23 protein-coding genes are annotated in these 25,422 nt (G+C 73.0%); 13 read left to right on the top strand and 10 right to left on the bottom strand.

Annotated elements, in window-relative coordinates:
- Positions 1-2 precede the first annotated feature (2 nt).
- Complete coding sequence (locus ACFY1P_RS07250; protein WP_361525740.1) at positions 3-833, bottom strand: SAM-dependent methyltransferase; 831 nt, start codon at positions 831-833, stop codon at positions 3-5.
- Positions 834-1,021: 188 nt separating this feature from the next.
- Between ACFY1P_RS07250 and ACFY1P_RS07245 the strand changes: the two genes are divergently transcribed.
- The gene (locus ACFY1P_RS07245; RefSeq protein WP_390749993.1) at positions 1,022-1,948 is read left to right on the top strand and encodes a TIGR03619 family F420-dependent LLM class oxidoreductase; all 927 of its coding nucleotides are present in this window, start codon (positions 1,022-1,024) and stop codon (positions 1,946-1,948) included.
- Here ACFY1P_RS07245 and ACFY1P_RS07240 read toward each other — a convergent pair.
- Positions 1,911-2,624 carry a TetR family transcriptional regulator gene (locus ACFY1P_RS07240; RefSeq protein ID WP_361525745.1) on the bottom strand — a complete coding sequence of 238 codons (714 nt, stop codon included), beginning with the start codon at positions 2,622-2,624 and terminating at the stop codon, positions 1,911-1,913. The two genes, ACFY1P_RS07245 and ACFY1P_RS07240, sit on opposite strands and share 38 nt — an antisense overlap.
- A gap of 64 nt (positions 2,625-2,688) precedes the next feature.
- On the opposite strand from ACFY1P_RS07240, the gene ACFY1P_RS07235 reads away from it, so the two are divergent.
- Complete coding sequence (locus ACFY1P_RS07235; protein WP_390749992.1) at positions 2,689-4,155, top strand: DHA2 family efflux MFS transporter permease subunit; 1,467 nt, start codon at positions 2,689-2,691, stop codon at positions 4,153-4,155.
- A gap of 16 nt (positions 4,156-4,171) precedes the next feature.
- On the opposite strand, the gene ACFY1P_RS07230 is transcribed toward ACFY1P_RS07235, so the two are convergent.
- Genes ACFY1P_RS07230 through ACFY1P_RS07220 form a run of 3 tightly spaced genes read right to left on the bottom strand, consistent with a single transcriptional unit; the run spans position 4,172 to position 7,214 of the window.
- Positions 4,172-5,191, bottom strand: a complete 1,020-nt coding sequence (locus ACFY1P_RS07230; protein ID WP_390749991.1) for a methyltransferase — start codon at positions 5,189-5,191, stop codon at positions 4,172-4,174.
- Positions 5,188-6,327 (bottom strand): acyltransferase family protein, encoded by a 1,140-nt coding sequence (locus tag ACFY1P_RS07225; RefSeq protein WP_390749990.1) that lies wholly within the window; start codon positions 6,325-6,327, stop codon positions 5,188-5,190. The genes ACFY1P_RS07230 and ACFY1P_RS07225 overlap by 4 nt, the downstream gene beginning before the upstream one ends.
- On the bottom strand, positions 6,324-7,214 hold the full coding sequence (locus tag ACFY1P_RS07220; protein ID WP_390749989.1) for an NmrA/HSCARG family protein: 891 nt from the start codon (positions 7,212-7,214) through the stop codon (positions 6,324-6,326). The genes ACFY1P_RS07225 and ACFY1P_RS07220 overlap by 4 nt, the downstream gene beginning before the upstream one ends.
- 162 nt (positions 7,215-7,376) lie before the next feature.
- Here ACFY1P_RS07220 and ACFY1P_RS07215 point away from each other — a divergent pair, with 162 nt between their 5' ends.
- The 10 genes from ACFY1P_RS07215 to ACFY1P_RS07170 all read left to right on the top strand — a co-directional run bounded on the left by ACFY1P_RS07215 (position 7,377) and on the right by ACFY1P_RS07170 (position 19,256).
- Complete coding sequence (locus tag ACFY1P_RS07215) at positions 7,377-8,249, top strand: DUF6081 family protein (protein WP_390749988.1); 873 nt, start codon at positions 7,377-7,379, stop codon at positions 8,247-8,249.
- Positions 8,246-8,647, top strand: coding sequence for a DoxX family protein (locus ACFY1P_RS07210; protein WP_361525762.1), 402 nt, complete (start codon positions 8,246-8,248; stop codon positions 8,645-8,647). The genes ACFY1P_RS07215 and ACFY1P_RS07210 overlap by 4 nt, the downstream gene beginning before the upstream one ends.
- A complete protein-coding gene (locus ACFY1P_RS07205) occupies positions 8,644-9,813 on the top strand; it encodes an acyl-CoA dehydrogenase family protein (RefSeq protein WP_361525765.1) in 1,170 nt (389 codons plus the stop codon). The genes ACFY1P_RS07210 and ACFY1P_RS07205 overlap by 4 nt, the downstream gene beginning before the upstream one ends.
- 255 nt (positions 9,814-10,068) lie before the next feature.
- Positions 10,069-10,773 (top strand): hypothetical protein, encoded by a 705-nt coding sequence (locus ACFY1P_RS07200; RefSeq protein ID WP_390749987.1) that lies wholly within the window; start codon positions 10,069-10,071, stop codon positions 10,771-10,773.
- A gap of 273 nt (positions 10,774-11,046) precedes the next feature.
- Positions 11,047-11,787 (top strand): two-component system response regulator CseB, encoded by a 741-nt coding sequence (gene cseB / locus ACFY1P_RS07195; RefSeq protein WP_361525769.1) that lies wholly within the window; start codon positions 11,047-11,049, stop codon positions 11,785-11,787.
- Positions 11,788-11,792: 5 nt separating this feature from the next.
- Positions 11,793-13,040: a sensor histidine kinase gene (locus ACFY1P_RS07190; RefSeq protein ID WP_390749986.1), complete on the top strand. Its 1,248-nt coding sequence runs from the start codon at positions 11,793-11,795 to the stop codon at positions 13,038-13,040.
- 153 nt (positions 13,041-13,193) lie between these two features.
- Positions 13,194-14,030, top strand: a complete 837-nt coding sequence (locus ACFY1P_RS07185; protein ID WP_361535592.1) for an ABC transporter ATP-binding protein — start codon at positions 13,194-13,196, stop codon at positions 14,028-14,030.
- Between the two features lie 49 nt (positions 14,031-14,079).
- On the top strand, positions 14,080-16,644 hold the full coding sequence (locus ACFY1P_RS07180; protein WP_390749985.1) for an ABC transporter permease: 2,565 nt from the start codon (positions 14,080-14,082) through the stop codon (positions 16,642-16,644).
- Positions 16,645-16,961: 317 nt separating this feature from the next.
- Positions 16,962-18,608 (top strand): ABC-F family ATP-binding cassette domain-containing protein, encoded by a 1,647-nt coding sequence (locus tag ACFY1P_RS07175; protein ID WP_361525003.1) that lies wholly within the window; start codon positions 16,962-16,964, stop codon positions 18,606-18,608.
- 51 nt (positions 18,609-18,659) lie between these two features.
- A complete protein-coding gene (locus ACFY1P_RS07170) occupies positions 18,660-19,256 on the top strand; it encodes a 2'-5' RNA ligase family protein (RefSeq protein WP_361525006.1) in 597 nt (198 codons plus the stop codon).
- A gap of 14 nt (positions 19,257-19,270) precedes the next feature.
- Here ACFY1P_RS07170 and ACFY1P_RS07165 read toward each other — a convergent pair whose 3' ends face one another.
- Together ACFY1P_RS07165 and ACFY1P_RS07160 are read right to left on the bottom strand one after the other, a co-directional pair.
- On the bottom strand, positions 19,271-19,588 hold the full coding sequence (locus ACFY1P_RS07165; RefSeq protein ID WP_361525008.1) for a DUF6234 family protein: 318 nt from the start codon (positions 19,586-19,588) through the stop codon (positions 19,271-19,273).
- 57 nt (positions 19,589-19,645) lie between these two features.
- On the bottom strand, positions 19,646-20,008 hold the full coding sequence (locus ACFY1P_RS07160; protein WP_390749984.1) for a DUF488 domain-containing protein: 363 nt from the start codon (positions 20,006-20,008) through the stop codon (positions 19,646-19,648).
- 73 nt (positions 20,009-20,081) lie between these two features.
- On the opposite strand from ACFY1P_RS07160, the gene ACFY1P_RS07155 reads away from it, so the two are divergent.
- Positions 20,082-20,834 carry a uracil-DNA glycosylase gene (locus ACFY1P_RS07155; protein WP_361525014.1) on the top strand — a complete coding sequence of 251 codons (753 nt, stop codon included), beginning with the start codon at positions 20,082-20,084 and terminating at the stop codon, positions 20,832-20,834.
- Positions 20,835-20,879: 45 nt separating this feature from the next.
- Here ACFY1P_RS07155 and ACFY1P_RS07150 read toward each other — a convergent pair whose 3' ends face one another.
- From ACFY1P_RS07150 to ACFY1P_RS07140, 3 genes are read right to left on the bottom strand one after another with little or no spacing between them, the layout of a single operon-like run.
- Positions 20,880-22,481, bottom strand: a complete 1,602-nt coding sequence (locus tag ACFY1P_RS07150; RefSeq protein WP_390749983.1) for a serine/threonine-protein kinase — start codon at positions 22,479-22,481, stop codon at positions 20,880-20,882.
- Positions 22,478-24,082 carry a serine/threonine-protein kinase gene (locus tag ACFY1P_RS07145; protein WP_390749982.1) on the bottom strand — a complete coding sequence of 535 codons (1,605 nt, stop codon included), beginning with the start codon at positions 24,080-24,082 and terminating at the stop codon, positions 22,478-22,480. Before ACFY1P_RS07145 ends, ACFY1P_RS07150 begins: the two co-directional genes overlap by 4 nt.
- Positions 24,083-24,119: 37 nt before the next feature.
- On the bottom strand, positions 24,120-25,244 hold the full coding sequence (locus ACFY1P_RS07140) for a PP2C family protein-serine/threonine phosphatase (protein ID WP_390749981.1): 1,125 nt from the start codon (positions 25,242-25,244) through the stop codon (positions 24,120-24,122).
- Positions 25,245-25,422 lie beyond the last annotated feature (178 nt).

Raw genomic sequence — 25,422 nt, 5'->3', positions numbered from 1 at the left:
CGTCAGCCCTCCCTGGCGGCGGCGGCCAGTCCGCTGGGCCGGTCCTGGTCCGGGGCGGGCGCCGGACCGCCGCGGCCGTAGCGCTTCAGGAGCGCCGCCCGGCTCGGGGCGTCCCGTACGGTCCAGCCGTGGCCCGCCAGCCATCCGGCCGGGTCGTCGAGCGTGGACAGCCAGGAGGCCCCCAGCCCGTCGAGGGTGTCGGACGTCCCGGCCAGGCTGCCCCGCCTGGTCTCCGCGTCCAGGTGGTCCAGCGCCAGCTCCGAGCCTGCGGCGGAGAGCCGGCCGATGCGGTCGGCCAGCAGGTCGTTGTCCGCCGCCGAGAGATAGGGCAGCAGGCCCTCGGCCAGCCAGGCCGTGGGCAGCGCCGGGTCGAAGCCGGCCGCGCGCAGCGCGGGTGTCCAGTCCTCGCGCAGGTCGGCCGCGAGCACCGTGCGCCGGCAGGAGGCGGTCGCTCCTTCCCTGGAGAGCACCTCCTCCTTGAAGGCCAGCAGTTCCGGCAGGTCCAGCTCGAAGAGGTGCGTCCCGGGCGGCCAGGGCAGCCGGAACGCGCGGGTGTCGAGCCCGGCGGCGAGGAGCACCACCTGACGTCGGCCTCGCTCCGCGCTGCTCAGCAGATAGTCGTCGAAGAAGCGGGTGCGTATGGCGACGTACCCGCTGAAGGCCCCCATGCCGGCCACGGCGCTCGCCCCGACCGCGTCCACGAAGGGCTGGGCGTACGGGTCCTCGAACAGCGCGTCCGTACGGTCGCTCTCCACGGCCCGGCCGATGGCGATGCCGACGGCCGTCAGGCTGACACCGGTGGGCATGTCGCTTCCGGTGGTGCTTTTGCTCATCCCGGCTCCCCTTTCTCTCCTTTTTCTCCCGCTCTCTTCCGCCGTGCGCCGCGGGCTGCCGCGGATGCTGGTGCGCGTCACTGGAGCCGGCCTCGAAGTTCCCTGGAAACCGGCAATCGCGCGGGCGTTGCCCGGAACGCGGTGGTGGCGGTCCACCCTGCCCGGTGGCATCGTGGATACGGTAGGGAATGACAACTCACCCATTCATCGCGGAGGTTGACGAGGTGTCCAGCCCGCTCAGGGTCGGTGGCGACCTGCCCTACTTCGGCGCCCGACAGGAACTCCATGACTACGTGCAGGCGTTCGAGGAATTGGGCTACCAGCATCTCGCCTTCGGTGAGCACGTGCTGCCCGCCCGGGCGCCGAACTGGCCGTCGGACCTGTCTCCGTGCGACCCGTGGCACGAGGCGTTCACCCATGCCGCGTTCGTGGCGGCGCTGACCTCGCGCGTCGAGATCGCGCCGTCGGTGCTGCTGCCGCTGCGCTCGGCGGGAATGGCGGCCAAACAGGCCGCCGAGATCGACCTGTTCTCCGGCGGACGCCTCCGGCTCTGCGTCAGCGTGGGCTGGAACCGCGAGGAGGTCCGCGCTCTGGGCGCCGACCCGGCGACCCGCGGCCGCCTGCTCGAGGAACAGGTGAAAGTGATGCGGCTGCTGTGGACCGAGCCGTTCCTCACCTACCGGGGCGAGCTGATCGAGATCGAGGACGTGGCCGTCAACCCCCGCCCGGAGAAGCCGATTCCGGTGTGGATGGGAGGTGGCGACTTCGAGGGCGGAGGGGTGCCCCGCCCGGTCGTCCTCGACCGGATGGCCCGGATCGCCGACGGTTTCCGCATGTTCGGCCCGCTGATGCGGAACGTCGACGCCGGGCTCGAAGTGGTCCGGCGGCTGCGGGAGCTCGTGGAGAAGCACGGCCGGGATCCCGGGCGGTTCGGCATCGAGGCGCGCGTCCCGCTGCAACTGCTGCCCGAGGGCGACTGGGTGGAGCGGGTGGAGACCTGGCGGCGCGCCGGGGCCTCGCACATCACGCTCTCCAACCGGCGCGGGGTGGGCGGGGCGGACGCGGAGATCGCCCGTCTCACCCGCTTCCGCGAGCTGACCCGGGGTCTGTGGTAGCCAACTGCCGGAGCAGCAGCCGGATCTGCTCGCTGTAGCGCTCCCGGAACTCGGGCGACCAGGGGTCGAGCCCGGTCGCCTCCCGCGCGGTGTGCGGCATCACGATGGGGGCCATCACCATGCCCATGACCGCGAGCCGCAGGAAGCCGGTGTCCAGGTCGTCGGAGATCTCGCCGCGCTCGCGGGCCCGTCGCAGCCGCTCCAGGTCGGTGCCGATCGCCGACGCCTCCTCCGGGGTGTGCTGGTCGTCGCCCGCGAGCCCGCGCCAGACGGCCAGCCTGGCCGGCCTGGGGTCGGCCAGGCCGCGCTCGAGGTACTGGACGGCGACCTCCTCCAGCGGGGTGTTCTCCTCCGTGAACATGGCCTCCTGCTCCGCCCAGCCGCGCTGCAGCTCGCGGTAGAGGCCGTCCTTGCCCCCGAAGTAGTAGCTGATCAGCTGCTTGTTGACGCCCGCGCGGGCGGCGATGTCCTGCACCCGGGCGCCCGCCAGCCCGTGCCGGGCGAACTCCTCCAGCGCCGCGTCGAGCAGCAGCGCGCGCGACCGCTCGGCGTCGCGCTGCCGCTCCTCGGCCCGGGGGGCCCGGCGCGGCCGGGGCCGCGCGGGGGTGTCCTCGGGAGCGGCTGTCGCGGGGGTGTCCTCGGGGGCGGCCGCGGCACCGGCCTTCTTCGTCGTCATGAGGACACTCTAATCAATCATCCGGGTGGTTGACAGAGTCATTCGACGGGATGAGCATGGAGGTATGGCTGCACAAGATGAGCAGACGCGTAGGCCCGGGCTCACCCGTGAGGTACGTCAGGCAGTGCTCGTGGTCCTGCTCGGCGCGATCCTCGCCTTCCTCGACTCGACCGTCGTCAATGTGGCCCTGCGCCACCTCTCCCTCGACTTCGACACCTCGCTGGACACCGTCCAGTGGGTCGTCACCAGCTATCTGCTGGCCCTCGCCGCGGTGACCCCGATATCCGCCTGGGCCGCCAGGCGGTGGGGCTCCCGCACCCTCTACGCCGTGGCGCTCACCGTGTTCACCGTCGCCTCCGCGCTGTGCGGGCTCGCCGGTTCCGCCGAGCAGCTGATCGCCTTCCGGGTGCTCCAGGGCATCGGGGGCGGCCTGATGGTGCCCGTCGGCCAGGCGATCCTGGTACGGGCCGCCGGGCCCCAGGGGCTGGCCCGGGTGATGAGCGCGATCGGGGTGCCGATGGTGCTCACACCGGTCTTCGGCCCGACCGTCGGCGGGCTGCTGCTCGACCACGCCGGCTGGGAGTGGATCTTCTGGATCAATGTGCCGATCGGCGCGCTGGCCCTCTATCTGACCCTTCGTCTCCTCCCGCGCGACCGGCGGGAGGACGCGGGACCGCTGGACGCGATCGGCCTGTTCCTCGTCTCCACGGGCATCGTGGGGATCACCTACGGGCTGGCCCAGGCGGGACAGCGCGGCGATCTGCTCGACGGCCAGGTCGTGGTGCCCTTCCTCGCCGGTCTCGCCCTCACCGCCGCCTTCGTGCTGCGATCCGTCCGGATCGAGCGCCCCCTGCTGGACCTGCGCCTCTACGGCAACCGGATGTTCGCCGCGTCCTCCTTCGCCACCTTCGCCATGGGCGCGGCCATCTTCGGCGGCATGGTGCTGATGCCGCTGTACTACCAAGTGGTCCGGCACGAGGACGCCGTCCACACCGGCCTGCTGCTGGCTCCGCAGGGGCTGGGCGCGGCGGTCGCGATGTGGCTCTCCGGGCGGCTCTTCGAGAAGATCGGCAGTCTCACCGCCGTCATCGGCGGCGTCGTCTGCGTCGCCGCGACCGTGCCCTTCGTGCTCATCGGGGCCACCACCTCCTACTGGCTGCTGAGCCTGGCCATGGTCGTCCGGGGGTTCGGCATCGGCCTGGCCGGCATGCCCGCCATGACGGCGGCCTTCCGTGCCCTGCGGCCGGAGCAGATCGGCGATGCCACCCCGCAGCTCAACATGCTGCAGAGGGTGGGCGGTTCGATCGGCACCGCGCTGTTCGTCGTGGTGCTCCAGCAGCACCTCGACGACGCCGCGGGCCGGCCGGGCGATCAGGCGTCCGGCTTCGGCACCACGTTCATCTGGGTGCTGGCCGCCGCCCTGGTCGCCATCCTGCCGGCCGTGCTGATGACGGCGCTGGAGCGGCGTGCGGCGGCCTCCCAGGTCGCGGAGGCCGCCGAGACGGGCGCCCACGGTGCGCCCGCCGGCTGACGAACCGGGGCCGCGGTCAGGCCACGGCCTCGATGAGGGCCTCGGTGCGCGGGCTGGTGGGCATCGCCTCCGGCCCCCGCACCGACCTGATCGTCAGCCCGGCCCGCCGCAGCAGTTCGCGGAACTCCTCGATCGTCCGCTCCCGGCCGCCGAGCACCACCAGCATCTGGAGGTCGGAGAACTTGCCGGGGTGGAAGCCGTCGCCCGCGGGGATCACCTGGTCGACGACGAGGAGCCGGGAGCCTGGCCCCATCGCATCCCGGACCCGGCCCAGGATGCGCAGCGCCTGCTCGTCGTCCCAGTCGTGCAGCACCCGCGAGAGCACATAGGTGCTGCCCTCCGGTGCCACCGCCTCGAAGAAGCTCCGCCCTACGATCTCCACCCGGTCGGCCACGCCCTGGCGGTGCAGCACCTCGGGTGCCCCGTCCACCACGGTGGGCAGGTCCTGGAGGACGCCGCGCAGCTCCGGGTTGGCTCGCAGCACGTGGGCGACCAGCGTTCCCACGCTGCCGCCGACGTCCACCAGGGTGGTGTCCGCGGAGAAGTCGCAGAGGTCGATGGCGGGCGGCACGGTGCCCCGGCCGACCATCGTGTGGAGCACCTTGCGCATCTCGTCGTTGTGGTCGAGGAAGTCGAAGGCGGCCATGTGGAAGATCTGGTCGAACGCCGGCTTCCCGGTCCGCACGCTGTAGAGGACGTCCACCCAGGCGCGGAAGTTCTCGGCGCCGTTGAGGGTGACGAACTGCGCCACGCCGCCGGTGCGGAAGGCCTCGCCGAGCGGGGCGAGCGCGAAGACCCGGCCGGGATGCTCGTGGAAGAGCCCCAGGGCGGCCGCCGCGCGGCAGAAGCGGTAGAGGGCGTCCGGGTGGCTGTCGGTGGCGGCGGCGAGTTCGTCGCTGCCCCGCGGGCCGTCGGCCAGCAGGTCGGCCACGCCCAGCCGGGCCATTACATAGAGGGTCTGATGTGTCCAGGGGGCGCTGTTGAAGGCCAGCTGGAACAGCTGGTCGTGGGCGGAGGGTTTTTTGGGGGAGCTCACGACAGTTCACCCACTTTCAGGAGGAGGTGCCGGCGCGGGCGGCTCCACCTGCGCATGACCGGCTGCTCGACACCGCGGTGGAGCAGCCAGGCGAGCGTCAGGGCGCCACCGAGCACCGGCAGGGAAAGGGCCGCGGCCGACCAGCTGTTCAGGCTGTGGGCGACGTCGATGCCCAGCCGGCGCGCGACCTCGTCGATCAGGAGCTGATGCACCATGTACAGGGCGAAGGACACCTCGCCCAGCCACACCATCACCGGCCGCCGCAGCACGGACGGGTGTGCGCGGGCGTCGGCCACGGCGCCGGACGCGATCAGCAGGGCGAGCGGTGCCACGCACACCGCGACCGTCCCGTACTGCCCGGGTGTGTACAGCGCCGCCACGTACGCCCCGGCCACCAGCGCCCCGGCCGCCGGCAGTGGCACCCGGGGGAAGCGGCCGTGGGCGACCAGCAGGGCCAGCACCATCCCCAGCAGGAACTCCAGGCACCGGGTGACGGGGAAGAAGTACACGAACCACAGCTGGACCTCGGAGTACGGCATGCGCGGCGAGAGAGCCGGTTCGCCCGGCAGCAGCCGGGCCACCAGCGGTACGCACCACACCATCGCCACCAGGGCTCCGGCGCACCACCACAGCCGCCGCTCCGGCACCGCCCTCAGCGCGCGCAGCAGCAAGGGGAAGGAGAGATAGAAGAACGCCTCACAACACAGCGACCAGCTCACCGTGTTGACCCCGTTCAGAACCGGACCGATGGGCAGCCAGGTGTGCAGCAGCGCGAGGTTCGGCAGCAGCTGTCCGGCGGACACGGTGCCGCCGTGCCAGGTGATCAGGAGGACCGCGGCCGCCGCCGTGACGAGGTGGTTGGGGTAGACCTTGCAGGCCCGCCGGCGCCAGAACGCCCGGGCGGGCTGATCCGCCCGGGCCGACCAGGTGAGCACGAAGCCGCTGAGGACGAAGAAGAAGGACACCCCGGCCGACCCGGCCTTGCTCCAGAAGAACCCGGTTCCGGTGTCCGACCCCCAGCTGCTCGGCACGAACTGGAAGAAGGAGTGCGAGAAGAAGACCGCGGCGGCGGCCAGGAAGCGCATCCCGGTGAGCGAGGGGAGCGCGGGGAGACGTCCGGTCGCCGCGGGCGTCACCGCGGTTCCTGGGGCGTCCATCCGGACTGGCGCAGGAACGCGTCGAAGGTCAGCAGGCCCGGATGGGCGGAGCGCAGCGCGGGGATGTCCGCCCGATAGCCGACCTCGTTGAACCAGACGAACGACTTGGCCATCCACGGGTCCTTCCGGGCGATCTCCTCGATGGGCACCGTGACGAAGCGCGCCGGGCGCCCGGTGTGCCGGGCGAACGCCTCCGCCACCTGCGGGCCCGTCAACTCGTCCCCGGCGATCTCCTGTTCCCGGCCGATGAAGCGGGCCGGGTCGTCGAAGGCGTCGGCGGCGAACCGGCCGATGTCCCGGGAGGCGATCATCTGCAGTGTGGTGGTGGGCAGCAGGCCGCGGCTGAGCACCAGCCCGCCCTCCGCGTCCAGGACCGGCGGCAGGTCCAGGAAGTTCTCCATGTAGTAGACGGCGCGCAGGAACGTCGTCGGCAGCCCCGCCGACCGCATGGTCCGCTCGACCTTCAGCTTGGTCTCCCGCCACCCCACGCCGCCGGGGTTCTCCACGCCGCTGACCGAGCTGTGCACCAGGTGGGCCACCCCGGCCTCCCGGGCGGCCTCGGCGACCAGGGCCGCGTGCCGCTCCTCGCCGTCCAGCCCATTGCCGTGGGTGGGCGTGAAGACGCTGAACACGCCGTACGCGCCCGCCACGGCCTTGCGTACGGAGGCCGGGTCGTCGAGCGAACCCCGGACGAGCACCGCCCCCCGCGAGGCCAGTTCCCGGGCGGCCGCCTTGCCCGGGTCGCGCACGAACGCGTGGACCGCCCAGCCCCGTTCGAGCAGGTGGCGGGCGACCGTACCGCCCTGCCGGCCCGTCGCCCCCAGCACCAGGACCCAGCGCTCCGCACCGTTGCCGCCGACTGCCATCGCATTCCTCCGCATCGCTCGTTCCGGCGGCCCACGGTCAGCGGGCCGGCTGGAATCCGGGTCGAGAGGAGGTCGAGCCGTGCGTCCACCGTGGGTCGAGCGGCCTTCGAGCCACGGCCGCCAGCCTCCGGACGCGACACCCGGCACGGCTGAGGGAGCGCGATGACGATGCATCAGGCGACACGGGCCACGCTGTTCGACTGGCGCGGCGCGGCCGGCTTCCGTACCACCGGCCCGCGGCCCGACTGGCGGATCAGGCCCGTCGGCACCCTGCCTCTCGGCGACGCGACCGTGCGCACCACCCCGGCGGGGCTGGTCGTCGAGCCGGAGGCCACGGACCCCAAGACCGGCACCCCGGCCTTCCGGCCCGGTGCCGGCGACGACCACATCAAGTGGTGCGCCCTGGCCGCGCGTACGGCCACCTCCGGCCTGCCCGGCTTCGACGCGCCCGCCACCGGTGAACTGGTCGTCCGGGGGGAGCTGGCCGCGCGCGTGTTCAACGCCGGGCGACACCCCTTCGGTGACGCGGTGACCGACGCGGAGGGCGACCCCAGGCTCGGGGCGGGAGCGCTGCTGGCCATCGACCGGGAAACGGGCCTGGTCTTCGACTTCTTCGTCTCCAACCGGCGGATCCACGCCGTGTACGAGCGGCTGCGCCCGCCGGGCGCGCCGTACGCCGCGTTCACCTGCCTGGTCCCGGTCGCCGACCGGACCCCCGACCGCACGCACCTCCTGGAGATCGGCCTCGACCGGTCCCGCGGCACGGTCCGCTGGCGGGTGGACGGACGGGCGGTGCTCTCCGTCCGCGACCTGGGCACACCGCTCCGCGACCACCTGGTGATCGGCCACGGCGGCCCGGCCGAACGCGCCACGCCCGCCCAACTCGCCTGCGGAATCGGCCTGTTCACGCTGCTCGACGCGGCGGGCCCGGACGGCCGGGGTCTGGACGGCCGCCACGCACACCGGCTGTGGGGTCAGGGGGTACGCCTGACCGCCCGCCGGATCACCGTCACCACGGAGAAGGGAATGACATGAGGACGGCGGAGAAGACCGTACGAGGCCTGGCCCGGCCGCTGCTGGCCGCCAGTTTCGTCACTGGCGGGTACGGCGTGCTGCGCGACCCCGGACCGCTGCCCGCGCTGGCCGAGCGCCACGGGGTCCCGCTGCCGGAGGCCGCGACCCGCTGCGCGGCGGCCGGCATGGTCGTCGGCGGGGTGGCGCTCGGGGCCGGGTTCCGGCCCCCGCTCAGTGGCGGCCTGCTGGCGGCGTGCCTGATCCCTACGACCATGACCGTGCACGACTTCTGGCGGCAGCAGGACCCCGCTCGCCGGCACGCCCAGCGCCACGAGTTCTTCAAGAACCTCAGCCTGCTCGGCGCACTCGGGCTCGCCGTCGTCGACGCCCTCACCGCGGGCGAGGAGGCGAAGCGATGACACGGACCGGTACGACCGAACGGAAGAACGGACAAGTGACCGGCGGATCCGACAGGTTGGCGGCAACGGCGAAGGACGTCGCCCGGATCGCCTCGGAGCACGCCGAGGCCATGGACCGGGAGCGCAAGCCCCACCCCGCCGTCGTCCGAGCCGTCGTGGACGCCGGATTCGCCCGGCACTTCGTCCCGGCCCGCTGGGGCGGCGACGCCGGCACCTTCGCCGGACTCGTCGACGCGGTCACGGCGACCGGCACCGGCTGCGCGTCCGCCGCCTGGGTGGCCTCGCTCAGCGCGTTCGTCTCCCGGATGGCGGCCCATCTGCCCGAGGACGGTCAGCGGGAGGTGTGGGCGGACGGGCCGGACGCCCTGCTGGTGGGGGCGCTCATGCCGGTCGGCCGGGCCGAGCCGGTGCCCGGCGGCTGGCGGCTGTCCGGCAAGTGGTCGTTCATCAGCGCCGTGGACTTCGCCCAGTGGGCGCTGGTCTGCGCGACCACGCAGTCAGGTGACGACACCGCGCCGCACGCGCGCTACTTCGCCGTGCCCCGCTCCGCCTGCACCGTGCTGGACACCTGGTTCTCGGTCGGAATGCGCGGCACGGGCAGCAACACCCTCGTCCTGGACGAGGTGTTCGTGCCGGCCCGCATGTCGTTCGCCCGTGACCGGGCGATGGACGGCACCGGGGCGCTGTCTCCCGCCCCCTGCCACCGGGTGCCGCTCAAGGCGGTCAACGGACTGTCCTTCGTCGCTCCGGTGCTGGGGGCGGCACGCGGCATGCTGACCGAGTGGACCGACTGGGGAGCGGCCAGGGCGGGCGGGGGCGAAGCCGCGAAGGCCGTACGCGACGCCGGCTTCCGGGACGTGCTGGCCCGCACCGCCGGGGAGCTGGACGCCGCCGAGCTCCTGGTCCACCGGGTCGCCACCACCGCGGACGAGGGCGCGGTCACCGGCATGCTGACCGCACGCGGCGCCCGGGACTGCGCCCTCGCCTCCGAGCTGCTGCTGACCGCCGTCAACCGCGTCTTCCGCGCGACCGGCACCTCCGGCCAGACGGCCGACGGCCTCTTCGAACGCGCCTGGCGTGACGTGAACTGTGCCACCAGCCACCTGGTGCTGCGCATGGATCCGGCGGCCATCGCGTACGCGGAGCAGGTGCTCGCGACGAGGTGACGGGGGGAGAGAGGGGGGGCGAGGGCCCGCCGGGCAGTGAGCCCGGCGGGCCTTGTGGTGTGACGCCGCCGGTGTCCCGGCCGAGGGCGGCCCGGACTGCCGGGCAGGCGCCGCGCACCGTCTCGGTCTCCCCTGGACGGGCACGGCCGGATCCCGCTTGGGCCGTCCGGGGTAATCCGGGCCCGCGGCTCTACTGCCCAACAGCCCGCTGTGCCAGGCTCGCACCGTTTCTCGCCGTGCTCGGGAGGTTCGCGTATGTCCGGTCTTCGCCCGCCGCGCCGCGCGGCGCGGACGTTCCGCCCGGGAGCGGTGCGCCGCGGCGCCGTGGTGACGGCCCTGGCCCTGTCGTTGACGGCGCTCGGGGGAGGCGTGCAGCAGAGCTTCTCCGCCCAGTCCCACGCTGCCCCCGCCCCGCGTTCCCCTCGCGCGCAACGACTCCACGACCAGATGCGCGAGTTGTGGGACGACCACATCACCTACACCCGGCTCGCGATCATCAGCTTCGCCGGGAACCTGCCCGACCTCCAGCCGACCGAGCAACGACTGCTGCGCAACCAGACGGATCTGGGCGAGGCGTTCAAACCCTTCTTCGGGACCAAGGCCGGCAACGACCTCACCGCCCTGCTGCGTAGGCACATCCTCACCGCGGTCGACATCCTGGCCGCGGCGAAGGCCGGCGACACCGCCAAGCTCGCGGCGGCGGAGAAGGTGTGGTACGCCAACGCCGATGACATCGCCGACTTCCTGCACGCCCTCAACCCCGGCGCCTGGCCCGACGCGGACCTGCGCACGATGATGAAGAACCACCTCGACCTGACGCTCAAGGAGGCGACCGACCGCCTCCAGGGCCACTATGCCCAGGACATCGCCGACTTCGACGAGGTGCACCACCAGATCGTGGGCATGGCCGACACGCTGTCCGACGGCATCATCCGGAGATTCCCCGAGCGGTTCATCTGAGCGGCGCCCCCGTCGGCTTTCCGCCCGGACCCCGGCGGGGCAGCGCCAGGGCGACCCCTTTGTTTCTTGTATCCGGTGCGTGTGGCGCCCCCTTTGTATCCGCCGCGTATCAGCAAGCGCTCCACTGCCCATCGAATCGGCGCGACGGCCCACGGTGAAGGGGTCACGGGCGGCCGGAGCGCGTGGTCCGCCGTATCGTTCCCCTCAGGTCGCCGGCCGCGCGTGCGGCCGGGACCACTGTCCCCCGACCAGACGGAACAGGAGCGATCCGCCGTGCCCCCGTCCGCCCCGGCTCCGGCCTCCCCGCGCCCCGTCCGCGTGCTGCTGGTGGAGGACGACGACCTGATGCGCCGGTCCTTCACCGTCGCCCTGGAGCGCTACGGCTACGAGATGAAGGCCGCGGCCGACGGGCTCACCGGGCTCGAGCTCTTCCGGGACGAGGACTTCGACCTGCTGATCCTGGACGTGATGCTGCCCGGTCTGGACGGCATCGGCCTGTGCCGCAGGGTCCGGGAGACCAGCCTGGTGCCCGTGCTGATGATGTCCGCCCGCGGCGACGGGCTCGACGTCGTCGCCGGTCTGGAGGCCGGAGCGGACGACTACGTGGTCAAGCCCGTGGACACCTACGTGCTCGTGGCACGCATCCGCTCGCTCCTGCGGCGGGCCACCTACGCGGCCGCCCCGGGACCCGGACACGCCGCGGGGGAGGGGCCGGCACCGTCCGAGGGGGACACGCTGACCTTCGGCGACCTGACCATCGACACCGCAGGCATGGAGGTCTTCGTCTCCGGCAGCCCGGTGGCCCTGACCCCGACCGAGCTGAAGCTGCTCCTCGAGTTCGCCGCCCACCCGGGCACCGTGCTGGAGCGGCACACCCTGCTGCGCAACGTCTGGGAGTACGGCTGGGACGGCGACAGCCGGGTCGTGGACCTGTGCGTGCAGCGGTTGCGCAGGAAGCTGGGCCGGGACCGGATCGAGACGGTCCGCGGCTTCGGCTACAAGCTCAGGCGCTGAGGCCCGTGCGCCCCTTCCGCCGGCTGCGCCCGGCCCGCGCGTCCCTGCGCTGGAAGATCGCCGCGCTGGCCGCGGCCACGGCCTGCCTGGTCGCGGTCGCGGTGGGCGTACTGGTCCACGTGTGGATCGCGAACGACATCCGGTCCCGGGCCGAGGCGCGGGCCTTCAACAGCGTGTATTCGGCCATGAACGTCTACCGGCGCACCGGGACCCTCGCGGACGGTGCCGAGCTCGACCCCGCCGGCCTGCCCGCCGCCCTGCGCCACCCGGCCGACGGCGACCGGCACACGGCCTACGACGGACACGTCGAGGGAAACGTGGGACCGAGCGTCTGGGCCGCCCAGCGGACCGGCGGCCCGGACAGCCCCGTCCTCGCCGTGCGGGCCAACATGAGCAGCGAGCTCTACACCTTGCGCCAACTCGACGTGACCATGGTGGTCGCCTCACTGGTCGCGGTCGCCGCCGCCGTGCCCCTCGCGGCGTACGGCGCCGGGCTGCTCGCCCGCAGGCTGCGGCGGGTCTCCGAGACCGCGGGCCGGATCTCCGCCGGTGACCTGGACGCCCGCACCGGCCCCACCAAGGGCGACGACGAGGTGGCCGACATCGCCGCCACCGTCGACACCATGGCCGACAGCCTCGGCCGACGGCTGCGCACCGAGCGCCAGTTCACCGCGGACGTCGCCCACGAGCTGCGCACCCCCGTCGGCGGCCTGCTGGCCGCCGCCGACCTGCTGCCTCCCGGTGAGACGGAGGACCTGCTCCGGGCCCGGGTCCGCGACCTGCGCGGCCTGGTCGAGGACCTGCTGGAGATCTCCCGGCTGGACGCGGGCGCCGAACAGCCCGTACGTGCCCACGTCCCGCTCGGCGCGGTCGTCTCCGAGGCCGTGGCGCGCACCGGCCACGGCGCCGAGGTCACCGTCGCGGACGACGCCACGACCGTGGAGACCGACCCCCGCCGCCTGGAGCGGATCGTCGGCAACCTCGTCGTCAACGCCCACCGGCACGGAGCCGCCCCGGTGCGGGTCACCGTCGAGGGCCGTACGGTCGTCGTGCGCGACCACGGCCCCGGCTTCCCGGCGGACCTGCTGCTCGACGGCCCGCGCCGCTTCCACACCGGCGCGGCGGAACGCGGCGCGGGCCACGGCCTGGGCCTGACCATCGCCCTGGGCCAGGCCCGGCTGCTCGGCGCCGAACTGCGCCTGGACAACGCCCCGGACGGCGGAGCCGTCGCCACCCTGCGCCTGCCGGCCTGACGCCGACCGCTACAGAACCGCCGCTACAGAACCGCGCCGCTACAGAACCGCTACGAACCGGAGCGGCCGCCGATACACGCCGGCCCAGGCCCCCGATACGTTCCCCGGACACCCTTCGAAGTGCACCCTTGCGCACCCGAAGAGGAGTTCCCCGTGACCCCCGACCCCTTTGCCACCTACGCGCCGAACCGGACGACGGGGATCGCGGCCGCGGCCGTCGACCTGTCGAAGGTCTACGGCAGCGGCGACACGCGCGTCACCGCCCTGGACCGGGTCAGCATCGCCTTCCGCGAAGGCGAGTTCACCGCGATCATGGGACCCTCCGGCTGCGGCAAGTCCACCCTGATGCACTGCGCCGCCGGGCTAGACGCGCCCAGCTCCGGCTCCGTGCGCGTCGGCACCACCGAACTGAGCACGCTGAACGACCGGCAGCTCACCGAACTGCGCCGGGACCGCATCGGCTTCATCTTCCAGGCGTTCAACCTGCTGCCGACGATGACGGCGCTGGAGAACATCACGCTGCCGCTCGCCATCGCCGGCCGCCGCCCCGACCGGCAGTGGCTGGACCGCGTGGTCTCCATGCTCGGCCTCTCCCAGCGCCTCGGCCACCGGCCCGCACAGCTCTCCGGCGGGCAGCAGCAGCGCGTCGCCGTGGCCCGCGCCCTGGTCTCCCGGCCCGCGATCATCTTCGGCGACGAGCCCACCGGCAACCTCGACTCCCGCGCCGGAGCCGAAGTCCTCGGCTTCCTGCGCGACTCGGTGCGCGAACTGGGCCAGACCGTGGTCATGGTCACCCACGACCCCGTCGCCGCCGGCTACGCCGACCGCGTGCTCTTCCTCTCCGACGGCCGCCTGGCCGACGAGATGACCCGCCCCACCCCGGAGCGGGTCCTGGACCGGATGCTGCGCCTTTCCGGGGGCGGTGACACCGGCGGTTCCGCCGCGGGGTCCCGGACCGCCGGACCCGACGCCCGCGCGCGCGTCAACTGACCGCGCCCGCACGGCACATCCCCCTCCCGCCACGCTCCGAAAGCTCCCCATGCTGAGAACAGCCCTGCGCAACGTCCTGGCGCACAAGGCCCGTCTGGTCATGACCGTCCTCGCGGTCTGCCTGGGCGTCGCGTTCGTCTGCGGCACCCTCGTCTTCGCGGACTCCTCCGCCGCGGCCCACCGCGCCGCCGCGTCGAGGAACTTCGCGGACATCGCGGTCACCGTGAGCCCGAAGGCACCACCGCCGGGGACCGCCGTGAACGAGCACGCCGACGTGCTCGACGACACGCTCGTACGCAAGCTCGCCGGCATACCCGGAGTCGCCGCCGTGCGGCCGGCGGCCGACGGCGTGGCCACCCTGAACGCCTCCGACGGCAGCCCGCTGCGGGCCGACAAGGCATGGGCGCACCCGGCCGCCGCCTACGTACCGGGCAAGGACGGCAAGGACAGCCGCTACCCGCTGGTCAAGGGCCGCGCCCCCGCGAACGGCGGCGAACTGGCCGTGGACAGCGGCACCGCCGCCGCGGGCCGCTTCCGTATCGGCGACACGGTCACGCTGGCCACCGACGGCCCGGTGATGACCAAGCGACTCGTCGGCATCGTCACCACCAAGGACACCCGGGTGACCGCGGGCGGCACCCTCGCGCTGTTCGACATGGCGACCGCCCAGCGCCTGTTCTCGACCCCGGGTCACTACACCGGGATCGACCTGTCCGCCGCGCCCGGCACCGACCAGGTCGCCCTCTCGGCCCGGGTCACCGCCGTGCTCCCGGCCGACCGGGCCGAGGCCACCAGCGGCAGTGCCCAGGCCGCCCAGCAGGCCACCAACGTCGACATGCGGACACGGGGCTTCGAGAAGCTGCCGATGATCTTCGCCGGGGTCTCGCTGTTCATCGGCTCGTTCCTCATCGTCAACACCTTCACCATGCTCGTCACCCAGCGCACCCGCGAGATCGCGCTGCTGCGGGCGATCGGCGCCACACGCCGCCAGGTCGTCCGCTCCGTCCTGTGGGAGGCCCTCCTGGTCGGCCTCGTCGCATCGGCGGCCGGATTCGTCCTCGGCCTGGGCATCGCCTCGGTGCTGCCCGGCATCCTGGGCACCAGCGGCGACCCCCTGCCCAACGGCCCCCTGGTGATCGGCCCGCGCTCCGTCGTCGCGGCGCTCGGCGTGGGCGTGGGCGTCACCGTGCTCGCCGCGTGGCTGCCGTCCCGCAAGGCGGCGAAGGTCGCGCCCGTCGAGGCGATGCGCGCGGCCGGGCAGCCGCCCACCGCCGGCCGGTCGCGGGTGCGCGCCGTGGCGGGGCTCGCCCTGCTCGCCCTCGGCGCCGGCCGGCTGATCACCCTCACGGGGGCGAAGGACGCCTCGGAGGAGAACCTGCAGAACGCGATGCTCGGCTGCGCCGTCCTCGTCGTCGCCATGATCGTGCTGGCACCGCTGCTCGCCGCCCCCGTCATCCGGCTGACCGGACGGCTGACCCGCCGCTTCGGGGTCGTCGGCCACCTCGCGCGGGAGAACGCGCTGCGCGACCCGCGCCGCACCGCGGCCACTGCCTCCGCCCTGATGATCAGCACGGCGCTGGTCGCCGGCCTCGCCGTCCTCGGCAACTCCACCTCGCAGGCCCTCGACCACCAGGCCGCGGCCGGCCTCGGCGCCGACTACGTCATCGGAACCCGCGGCAACATGAACGGCGTCGACCCGGCCGCCGCGCAGCGCGTGGCCGCCACGCCCGGGGTACGCACCGCCACCGCGGTCGCCGACTCCACCCTCTTCATCGGCGGCAGCGTCCGGGAGATCTCCGGCGTCGACCCCGCCACCGTGAAGGACGTCATGAAGCTCGACCTCACCAGCGGCTCCCTCGCGGATCTCCGGCCGGGCCGCATCGCCCTCTCCGGCACCGTCGCCCGGGAACACGGCGTGCGCGCGGGCGACGAGGTCAACGCCCGCATCGGCCGGAACCAGGAGTTCGCGAAATACACCGTCGCGGCCGTCTACAAGGACAACCCCGTCGCCCACGACGTCCTCGGTGCCCGCACCGAAGTGCAGCGGAACAGCTACATGCCCGACTCCGTCCAGCGGATCCTCGTCCGCACCGCCGACGGCGCCGCTTCCGGGAACACCGAGGACCGGCTGCGCACCGCCGTGGGCAACAACCCGCTGCTCAAGGTCCAGGACCGCAAGGAGATCGTCCGTGAGGCCGCCGGCACCATGGGCGACCTGCTGACCCTGATGTACGGGCTGCTCGCCATCGGCGTCGTGATCGCCTCGCTCGGCATCGTCAACACCCTGGCCATGTCCGTCACCGAACGCACCCGCGAGATCGGCGCGCTCCGCGCCATCGGCATGGACCGCGCCGGCATCCGCCGGATGATCCGCCTGGAATCGGTGACCGTCGCCGCCTTCGGCACCCTTCTCGGCCTGGCGGGCGGGCTGTTCAGCGCCTGGGCGGTCGGCTCGCTGGCCAACGGTGCGATGGAGGGGTATTCCCTGGCGATGCCCTGGGGCACGCTGCTCCTGGTGTGCCTCGCCTCCCTCGCGATCGGCGCGGTCGCCGCGGCGGTCCCGGCCCGCCGGGCAGCAGCGCTGAGCCCGCTGGAGGCCGTCGCGGAGGCGTGACGCACGGCCTCCGGGAGCGTGTCCGTCAATAAATACGTTGACGCACCACCGGCATCCTCCGTACGTTGGTGACGTCCCTGTTGCCGTCGATCGGAGAAGGACGTTGCTCGTCTGAGGTCCTGAGACACCGCGCCGCGCAGCCATGCCCCCCGGCATCCGCTGCCCGCGTTCCGTGTGCGACCTCGACGCTCCAGCCGTCCTCCCGTCGGTGCGGGGATCCTCTGCGGATCCCCCGCTCCCTCGCGGTCGCCCCGCGGTGTCCCGTGCGCTTCCTGGCCACCTCCCACCTCAAGCGACCCCGCGAGGCCCGTATGCCCATGTCACCCACCCCTTCCCCCGCCTCCATCACCTGCACGTCCCTCTCCTACGCCTGGCCGGACGGCACCACCGTCCTCGACGGCTTCCAGGCCGCCTTCGGGCCCGGCAGGTCCGGGCTCATCGGCGTCAACGGGTCCGGAAAATCAACCCTGTTGAAGCTGATCGCCGGGGAACTCCGGCCGACCGAGGGCACCGTGCGCGTGGCCGGCGAGATCGGATACCTGCCGCAGAACATCACACTGGACACCGCGCTCCGCGTCGAGGACGTCCTCGGCATCACCGGCACGCGCGCCGCCCTGCACGCCATCGAATCAGGCGACGCGCGCGAGGAGCACTTCGCCACGGTCGGCGACGAGTGGGACGTCGAGGAGCGCGCCACGGCGACGCTCGCCGGGCTGGGCCTGGGCCACGTCGGCCTGGACCGCACCACCGGCGAGCTGTCGGGCGGCGAGTCGGTCCTGCTGCGCCTGGCCGCACTGCTGCTGCGCCGTCCCGGCGTCCTCCTCCTCGACGAGCCCACCAACAACCTCGACCTCTACGCGCGCCGTCGGCTCTACGCGGCCGTCGAGGCGTGGTCGGGCGTCATGGTCGTGGTCAGCCACGACCGTGAACTGCTCGAACGCGTCGACCAGATCGCCGACCTGCGCGCCGGCGGGATCACCTGGTACGGCGGCAACTTCTCCGCGTACGAGGAGGCGCTCGCCACCGAGCAGGAGGCCGCCGAACGCATGGTCCGGGTCGCCGAGTCCGATCTGCGCAAGCAGAAGCGCGAACTGGCCGACGCCCAGGTCAAACTGGCGCGCCGCAAGCGCTACGGCCAGAAGATGTGGGACAGCAAGCGCGAGCCGAAGATCGTCATGGGTGCGCGCAAGCGCCAGGCCCAGGTCTCCGCGGGCAAGCACCGCATCATGCACGAGGAGAAGCTCGCCGAGGCGAAGGAGCGGCTCGGCCAGGCGGCCGAGGCCGTGCGCGACGACGACGAGATCCGCGTCGACCTCCCGCACACGGCCGTGCCGCCGGGCCGCTCGGTGCTGACCCTGAGCGAACTGAGGCTGCGTTACGGAGCCCGCGTGGACGGCGAGTTCGAGCTGCGCGGCCCCGAGCGGATCGCGCTCGTCGGCCGCAACGGCGCCGGCAAGACGACACTCCTGCGCACCGTCGCGGGCGAGCTGGACGCGCTCTCCGGAGTGGCGACGGCCCATGTGCCGCTGCGGTTCCTGCCCCAGCGGCTCGACGTCCTCGACGACGGACTGACCGTCGCCGAGAACGTGGCCCGCTTCGCGCCCGAGGCGACCGACAACGAGATCAGGGCCCGGCTCGCCCGGTTCCTGTTCAAGGGCGCCCGGGCCGGCCGCCGAGCCGCGACCCTCTCGGGCGGCGAGCGCTTCCGGGCCACCCTGGCGGCGCTGATGCTCGCGGAACCCGCCCCGCAACTGCTGATGCTCGACGAGCCGACGAACAACCTCGACATGGCCAGCGTCAAGCAGCTGACGACGGCCCTGGAGTCGTACGAGGGCGCACTCGTCGTCGCCAGCCACGACCTCCACTTCCTGGAGTCCGTCGGCGTGACGCGCTGGCTCCGCCTGGACGGAGAACTGCGGGAGACGACACGGGAGGAGGTACACGCCGAGATGGCCGCGGACTGAGCGAGGAGTCCTCGACTCGTGCGACGCGGGCGCGGCCGGGACGATGGACGTGTGGACGGGAACCCGGCTTTCGGCGGGGCCGAGCCGCCGGCCGTGCTCGACGTGGCGCCGACGGCCCGTACGGCCGTGGCGTGGCTGCCGCCGTGGGAGCTCCGGCCCGCGATCCAGGACATCCGCTGGGAGCACGATCCGCAGGTCCGCCGCTGGCCACCCCATGTGAACCTGCTCTTCGGCTTCGTGCCGGAGGAGGAGTTCGTACGGGCTCTGCCGCTGCTCGCCGCCGCGGCGGCGGAGAGCGCGCCGTTCACGGCGCGGCTGGCCGGCGTGCGGTACTTCAGGCACCGGCGTGACGCGACGGTGTGGCTCGACCCGGCCGCGGCCGGCCTGCCCCCGTGGACCCGCCTCCACCGGGCGCTGGGCCTGCGCTTCCCGCTCTGCGGCGGCCGCTTCACCCCGCACCTCTCCCTCGGCCGCACACGGGACCCACGGCACCTGGCCGCCGAATGCGCGGCCCGGCTCGGCACGCTCACGGCCGAGGTCGAGGAGGTGACCCTGCTCTCCCGCCGCGAAGACGGCCCGATGCGCCCCCGGGCCCGGATCACACTGGGCACGGGTCAGGTCCACCGGCTGGGGGAGTACGAGAGGTAGGGGCCACGGGAGACTCAACCGGCGTTCGCGCCGGTCGCGCAGAACAGCAGCAGCAGGCCCCCAGCCGCCACCTGCGCCCCCACGCTCGCCCGGTAGCCCAGCCGGTACAGAGCCGCCGCCGACAGCAGCACCACCCCCGCGAACACCGCCACGTACTCGAACACCGGTGACATCGACGCGTGAGGATCCGGCTCGAAGATGTTGTAGTCCGCCTCCCCCAGGCCGGCCAGCAGCACGAAGGCGCCGACGATCGCGTCCAGGACCCACAGCAGTACCGCGACGAACAGATCCTGACCCGTACCGGGGCGCTGCGAAGAAGAAGACTCACTCATGGCGGCATTCTCTCCGGTGGGACCGGCTCCGGCGGTCGGTGGGCCGACGCGCTCGCCTCAGCCCTTCCCGCCCAGCCACTCCGCCAGGACCGCCGCCTGGCTGTGGTCGACATCCTTCGTCGCGGTCAGCAGCGTGAGCCTGTCGCGCGTGGCCAGGTCGCGGAGGTGCTCGGCGGCCTGCCGGTGTTCGGCGTCGCGCAGTTCCGCGCGGTAGCGGCGGCGGAACTCGGGGAAGCGGCCGGGGTCGTGGGCGTACCAGCGGCGCAGTTCCGTGGAGGGGGCCACGTCGCGCAGCCACTCGTCCAGGTGCGCGTCCTCCTTGCGCATGCCGCGCGGCCAGACGCGGTCGACCAGCACGCGCCGCCCCTCCCTGGGTGAGGTCTCCTCGTAGACTCGCCGGTAGCTGATCTGTGTGGCCATGACCGGCACCCTCCGGACCGCGCAGCGGGCAGACGACTTCCGATTCATCCATTTTATGAAGAGGAGCGTGAGCATGCAGGACTTCCCCGCGACGACCGCTCCCCGGACGAGCACGGTCCGGGATCTGGACGCGGCGGTGGTCACCTGCCGGGCCTGCCCGCGGCTGGTGGCCTGGCGGGAGGAGGCGGCACGCGTGAAGCGCAGGGCCTTCCAGGACTGGGACTACTGGGCCAGGCCCGTCCCCGGCTTCGGCCCGCCGGACGCCCCGCTGGCGATCGTCGGACTGGCCCCGGCCGCGCACGGCGGCAACCGCACCGGTCGGGTCTTCACGGGGGACCCGGCCGGTGACGCGCTGTTCGCCGCGCTTTACGACCTCGGCCTGGCCTCCCGTCCGACGGCCACACACCGCGGCGACGGGATGGAGCTGTCGGGGGTGCGGATCACCATGCCGGTGCACTGCGCACCGCCGGACAACCGGCCGACCACCGCCGAGCGGGACACCTGCCGCCCCTGGCTCACCCGCGAACTCGAACTGCTGCGACCCTCACTGCGGGCGATCGTCGTGCTCGGCGCCTTCGCCTGGCAGGCGCTGCCGCCCGTGCTGGCGAGCGCGGGATGGCAACTGCCCCGCCCGCGCCCGGCCTTCGGGCACGGCGCCGAGTCATGGACCGTCACTCCCGACGGTGAACGGGGCCTGTGCCTGATCTGCAGTTACCACCCCAGCCAACGCAACCTGTTCACGCGGACGTTGACACCCGAGATGCTCCGCGACGTGCTGCGTCGCGGAGCCGACAGGGCGGGGCTGCCGGTCGCGCCGCCGCCTTGAGAATCCCCATTACCGCGTACAACAAGCGGCCGGTTGAACCGGCCGTCACTTCTCCCGTGGCGGCATGGCCGCGAGCGCGGCCTTCGTGATGTCCTTGGCCTCCGCCTCGCAGGAGGGGTGCTTGGTGCCGTCCAGGAAGACGCGTACGACGAGGTTTCCGTCGCGGACGTTGAGCTGGCAGGTCTTGTGGTCCTTGGCGGACGCGGTCCAATAGGCGGCGTCGCCGAAGCCGGTCTCGCCGCGCACGCCCTTGACGGCGAATTCCTCGCGTGCCTTCACCGTGCCGTTGCCGGGGTCCCCCGACCGGTACAGCTCCCAGGAGACGGCCGCACTGCGGGAGTAGTTCCAGCCGTCGGGCTGAGGCTGGTCCTTGTCGAACCACGAGCACTCGGTCCGCGCTGTGTCCCCGTCCTCGTACGCGACGTCCTTGTCCTTCCTCCGCTCCTCCCGCAGCGGAAGCCTGGTCACGGCTTCCGAACACACCGGCATCGTCACGTACTTGTCCGGTGTGCTGCTGCCGCCACCGTCGTCACGCAGCAGCAGATACGCACCCCCGCCGACCGCAGCCGCGAGCACCGCGCCCACCGCCACCCATGTGACGGCACGCCGGGGGCGGGATGGTGCGGCGGGGGTGGCATACGTGGTGAGCACGGCCGTCGGCGGCGCGGCGGGAGTGTCGTACGCCGTGAGGACGGCTGTCCCCGGGGCGACGGACCCCGGCGCGGGTCCCGTGCGCCCGGGGACGCCGTCGAGCAGGCCCCCGACGCGGGCCCGCTGCTCGTCGACCATCCGGTGCACGGCGGGTGGCCACGGCCGGGCCGCCGGGGGCACCGGGCCGAGGAGGGCGAGCAGTTCGGCGGGCGTGGGCCGGTCGGCCGGAGCCTTGGCCAGGCAGCGGGTGACGATCCCGTGCAGGGACCGGGGGACACCGCTCAGGGTGGGTTCGGTGTGGACGACGTTGTAGAGCGTCTGGAGTGCGGAAGGGCCGGAGAAGGGGCTGCGGCCGGTCGCCGCCATGACGAGCACCGACCCGAGCGAGAACACGTCGCTCGCGCTGGTCACTTCCTGGCTCTGTGCCTGCTCGGGCGACATGTACGGCGGTGAGCCGACCACCCAGCCGGTGCCGGTGAGTTCGGTCGCCTCACCGGACTGTGCCGCCCGTGCGATGCCGAAGTCGATGACCCGGGCGCCGTCCTCGGCGAGCAGCACGTTCTCCGGCTTGAGGTCGCGGTGGACGAGACCGGCCCGGTGGATCTCCTCCAGGGCCGTCGCCAGGCCCACCGCCAGGCGGTGCAGTGCGGGCTCCGGCAGCGCGCCCGCGCGCTCCACGGCCGACCCCAGCGAAGGACCGGCCACGAACACCGAGGCGAGCCACGGCAGTTCGGCGTCCGCGTCGGCGTCGAGGACGGCCGCCGTGTACGCGCCGGACACCTTCCGCGAGGCCGCCACCTCCCGCCGGAAGCGGGCCCGGAAGCCGTCATCGGCCGCGTGCCGGGCGTGGACCAGCTTCACCGCGGCGGGCCGGCCGTCCGGCGCGACACCGAGCAGGACCCGGCCCATGCCACCCCGGCCGAGCTCGGTGAGGAGGACGTACGGCCCCGCCTTCTCCGGCAGCGGGTGCGACGGTATCGGGTGCGACGCGCTCACAGGGAGGCCACCGCTCTCACGCTCTGGCGACCCATGTCCTTCGCGAGATCCTCACACGCGCCCGCCGGATAGTGGACGCCCTTGACCTGGATGAACAGGGAAAGGTTGACGTCCCGGGCGTACAGCACGCAGCCGGTCCCGGTCGATTCCTTCAGCCACATGCCCTCCTCCACGAAGCCGAGCCCGGAGTCGCGCGGGGTGTGGGAGCCCGTGTGGAAGCCCTCGTAATGCTCCTTCGCCAGTTCGGCGCCGGTGGGCCCGCCCGTGCGGGAGGGGAAGAGGTCCCAGATGACGTTGATCTGATCGCCGGAGTGGGTGTTCCAGAAGCAGGAGGTCTGCGGATGCGTGTGCCCTTCGCCGTCGCGGGCCTGCCACACGGTGTCGGGGAAGTTGCCCGTGGGGTCGCCGAAGCCGGACGGGACCTTCATGCTGCGGCGCACCTGCACGCAGGTCGGGACCGTCTTGGTGTACTTGTCCCGCACCTGCGCCAGCGGCACCGAACCGGGAGTCGGCACGGCCTCCGGGAAGAGCGTGTCGTAGACGTTGGCCGGGCCGATCGCCAGGACCGCGACCGCGGCCGTCGCGAGCACCGCGCCCACCGCGATCGCGGCGGTCAGCCACCGGGAGCGGCGGCGCGGTGTGACCGTGGGGAGTGTGGGGGGTACGAGGGGTACGAGGGGTGCGGGAGGCGCGGCGGGCGGTGCCACCGTGCCCGGCGCGGCCGCGAGCCGCGTCGCCCAGGTCCGGCGTTCCGCGATCCGCTCGTACACCGCTTCCGGCCAGGGCCGGGCGGAAGGGGCGAGCGGGCCGACGAGTTGGAGGAGCTGCCCGGGGGCCGGCCGCGCGGCCGGGTCCTTCGCGAGGCACGGCTCGACGATCCGGTGCAGCCCGGGCGCCAGGGAGCCGAGGTCGGGGAGGTCGTGGGCGACGGCGTGCATGAGCGCGAGCGGCGAGTCCCCGGCGAACGGGCTGCGGCCCGTGGCCGCCGTGACGAGCGTGACGCCGAGCGAGAACACGTCGCTCGCCGGGCCCGGTCGCTCGCCCCGTACCTGCTCCGGCGACATGAACGCGGGCGAGCCGATCACCGCGCCCGTGTGGGTCAGCTTCGTCTCGTGGTCGGCCGCGCGGGCGATGCCGAAGTCGACGACGCGTACGCCGTCCTCCGTCAGGAGCACGTTCGACGGCTTCAGGTCGCGGTGCACGAGCCCGGCCCGGTGGATGTCGTCCAGCGCCTGGGCGAGCCCGGCGGCGAGCAGCCGTACGGCCTCCTCGGACAGCGTGCCGTCCGCGTCCAGCGCCTCGCTCAGCGAGGGCCCCGGCAGGAAGAGGGAGGCGAGCCACGGCGTCGGCGCGTCCGGATCGGCGTCGACGACCGGGGCGGTGTAGGCCCCGGACACCCGCCGCGAGGCGTCCACCTCCCGCCGGAACCGCGTACGGAACCCGGGGTCCTCCGCCAGATCGGCGTGCACCCGCTTGACGGCCACGAGCCGCCCGTCGGGCGCCACCCCGAGCAGCACCTGCCCCATCCCACCCTGCCCGAGCACCCCGACCGTCCGGAACGGCCCTATGTGCGTCGGAACGCCCCCACCCAGCATGCTCATGCCGATCCCGTCCTCCCCCTGGAACGGGTGGATCTTACTAAGGGTGTGCCGTGAGGGGTGAGACGGACGACGGGGTCTCACGGGACCGTACGGCGAGGGCCGCGATGTCGTCGTCCAGGCCGCCGTTGCTGTAGAGGAGGAGGTCGCGGTGGAGTCTGTCGAGCAGTTCGCGGGGGTGGGCCAGGGGCTGGCGGTTCATCCAGTCCGCCAGGGGGAAGAACTCGCCGGCGCGGTCGCGCGCCTCGGTGACGCCGTCGGTGTAGAGGAGCAGCTGGTCGTCGCGGGCGAAGGCGAAGGTGTCCGTCTGGTACTGATCGCCGATCAGATCCGCGAGGTTGAGCAGCGGTGAGGGAGCGGTCGGGTCCAGGACGCGCACTCCCTGCCGGGTCAGGAGCAGCGGCGGGGGATGCCCGCAGTTGAGGATCCTGATGACGCCGCCCTCGTACGGGATCTCGACGAGGACGGCGGTGGTGAAGCGCTCCATCAGGTCGTCGGGGGGAAAGGCGGCGTTGTAACGGGTGCTGCTGGCCTCCAGGCGCTGGGCGATGCCGCCGAGGTCGGGCTCGTCGTAGGCCGCCTCGCGGAAGGAGTTGACCACCGCCGCGGCCGCGCCCACGGCCGGCAGGCCCTTGCCCCGTACGTCGCCGATGAGCAGCCGGATCCCGAAGCCCGTGTCCGCCACCTCGTAGAAGTCGCCGCCGATGCGGGCCTCCGCGGCGGCCGCGAGATACAGCGACTCGACCTCGATGCCTCCGTAGCAGCGCGGCATCGGGCCCAGGACCACCTGCTGCGCGGCGTCGGCGACGAGCCGGACCTGGAAGAGGGACTGCTCGCGCTGGAGCCGGACGTGGCTGCCGTACGCCGCCGCCACGGTGACCGCGACGATCCCCGCCGCCGTGTACCCCGTCCCGAGGTCGGGGAAGACGATGCCGAGGCCGATCATCAGCAGAAAGCAGACCGTCCCCAGCAGCACCGTGGGGAGCACGGGCCACATGGCGGCCGCGAGGGCGGGGGCCGCGGGCAGGATGCGGCTGAAGGCCATGCTCCTGGGTGTGGTGTACGCCAGGCTGGCGATGACGGCCGTCAGCAGCACCGGGGACAGCAGCACCGGGGACCACCGGCGGTGGGGTCGGTGGAGACGCTGCTGTCCAGGCTTGCCCATGATGTGCATCATATCCGTGCAATATGGCTATATGGCTCCTTTTGGGCGTCCGCTGCGCATGGGGGAGCGGCGCTCCGATGCGGATGCCTTCGAAGTTACGTTCGATAAAGGGTGGTGCGCCGCTTCTCGGGCAACCGTTCCCGTCAACCGCCCCCGCGCGCCCCTTGCCTTCACTACG

This window comes from Streptomyces sp. NPDC001407, from assembly GCF_042895325.1.
Taxonomy (GTDB): domain Bacteria; phylum Actinomycetota; class Actinomycetes; order Streptomycetales; family Streptomycetaceae; genus Streptomyces.
This window is presented reverse-complemented; position numbering and strand designations above follow the sequence as displayed.

What these genes read in the sequence shown, in the direction of transcription:
- ACFY1P_RS07250 (WP_361525740.1), bottom strand. Translation starts at nt 833, where the DNA reads ATGAGCAAAAGCACCACCGGAAGCGACATGCCCACCGGTGTCAGCCTG.
- ACFY1P_RS07245 (WP_390749993.1), top strand. Translation starts at nt 1,022, where the DNA reads ATGACAACTCACCCATTCATCGCGGAGGTTGACGAGGTGTCCAGCCCG.
- ACFY1P_RS07240 (WP_361525745.1), bottom strand. Translation starts at nt 2,624, where the DNA reads ATGACGACGAAGAAGGCCGGTGCCGCGGCCGCCCCCGAGGACACCCCC.
- ACFY1P_RS07235 (WP_390749992.1), top strand. Translation starts at nt 2,689, where the DNA reads ATGGCTGCACAAGATGAGCAGACGCGTAGGCCCGGGCTCACCCGTGAG.
- ACFY1P_RS07220 (WP_390749989.1), bottom strand. Translation starts at nt 7,214, where the DNA reads ATGGCAGTCGGCGGCAACGGTGCGGAGCGCTGGGTCCTGGTGCTGGGG.
- ACFY1P_RS07215 (WP_390749988.1), top strand. Translation starts at nt 7,377, where the DNA reads ATGACGATGCATCAGGCGACACGGGCCACGCTGTTCGACTGGCGCGGC.
- ACFY1P_RS07210 (WP_361525762.1), top strand. Translation starts at nt 8,246, where the DNA reads ATGAGGACGGCGGAGAAGACCGTACGAGGCCTGGCCCGGCCGCTGCTG.
- ACFY1P_RS07205 (WP_361525765.1), top strand. Translation starts at nt 8,644, where the DNA reads ATGACACGGACCGGTACGACCGAACGGAAGAACGGACAAGTGACCGGC.
- ACFY1P_RS07200 (WP_390749987.1), top strand. Translation starts at nt 10,069, where the DNA reads ATGTCCGGTCTTCGCCCGCCGCGCCGCGCGGCGCGGACGTTCCGCCCG.
- ACFY1P_RS07180 (WP_390749985.1), top strand. Translation starts at nt 14,080, where the DNA reads ATGCTGAGAACAGCCCTGCGCAACGTCCTGGCGCACAAGGCCCGTCTG.
- ACFY1P_RS07175 (WP_361525003.1), top strand. Translation starts at nt 16,962, where the DNA reads ATGTCACCCACCCCTTCCCCCGCCTCCATCACCTGCACGTCCCTCTCC.
- ACFY1P_RS07165 (WP_361525008.1), bottom strand. Translation starts at nt 19,588, where the DNA reads ATGAGTGAGTCTTCTTCTTCGCAGCGCCCCGGTACGGGTCAGGATCTG.
- ACFY1P_RS07160 (WP_390749984.1), bottom strand. Translation starts at nt 20,008, where the DNA reads ATGGCCACACAGATCAGCTACCGGCGAGTCTACGAGGAGACCTCACCC.
- ACFY1P_RS07155 (WP_361525014.1), top strand. Translation starts at nt 20,082, where the DNA reads ATGCAGGACTTCCCCGCGACGACCGCTCCCCGGACGAGCACGGTCCGG.
- ACFY1P_RS07145 (WP_390749982.1), bottom strand. Translation starts at nt 24,082, where the DNA reads ATGAGCATGCTGGGTGGGGGCGTTCCGACGCACATAGGGCCGTTCCGG.
- ACFY1P_RS07140 (WP_390749981.1), bottom strand. Translation starts at nt 25,244, where the DNA reads ATGGGCAAGCCTGGACAGCAGCGTCTCCACCGACCCCACCGCCGGTGG.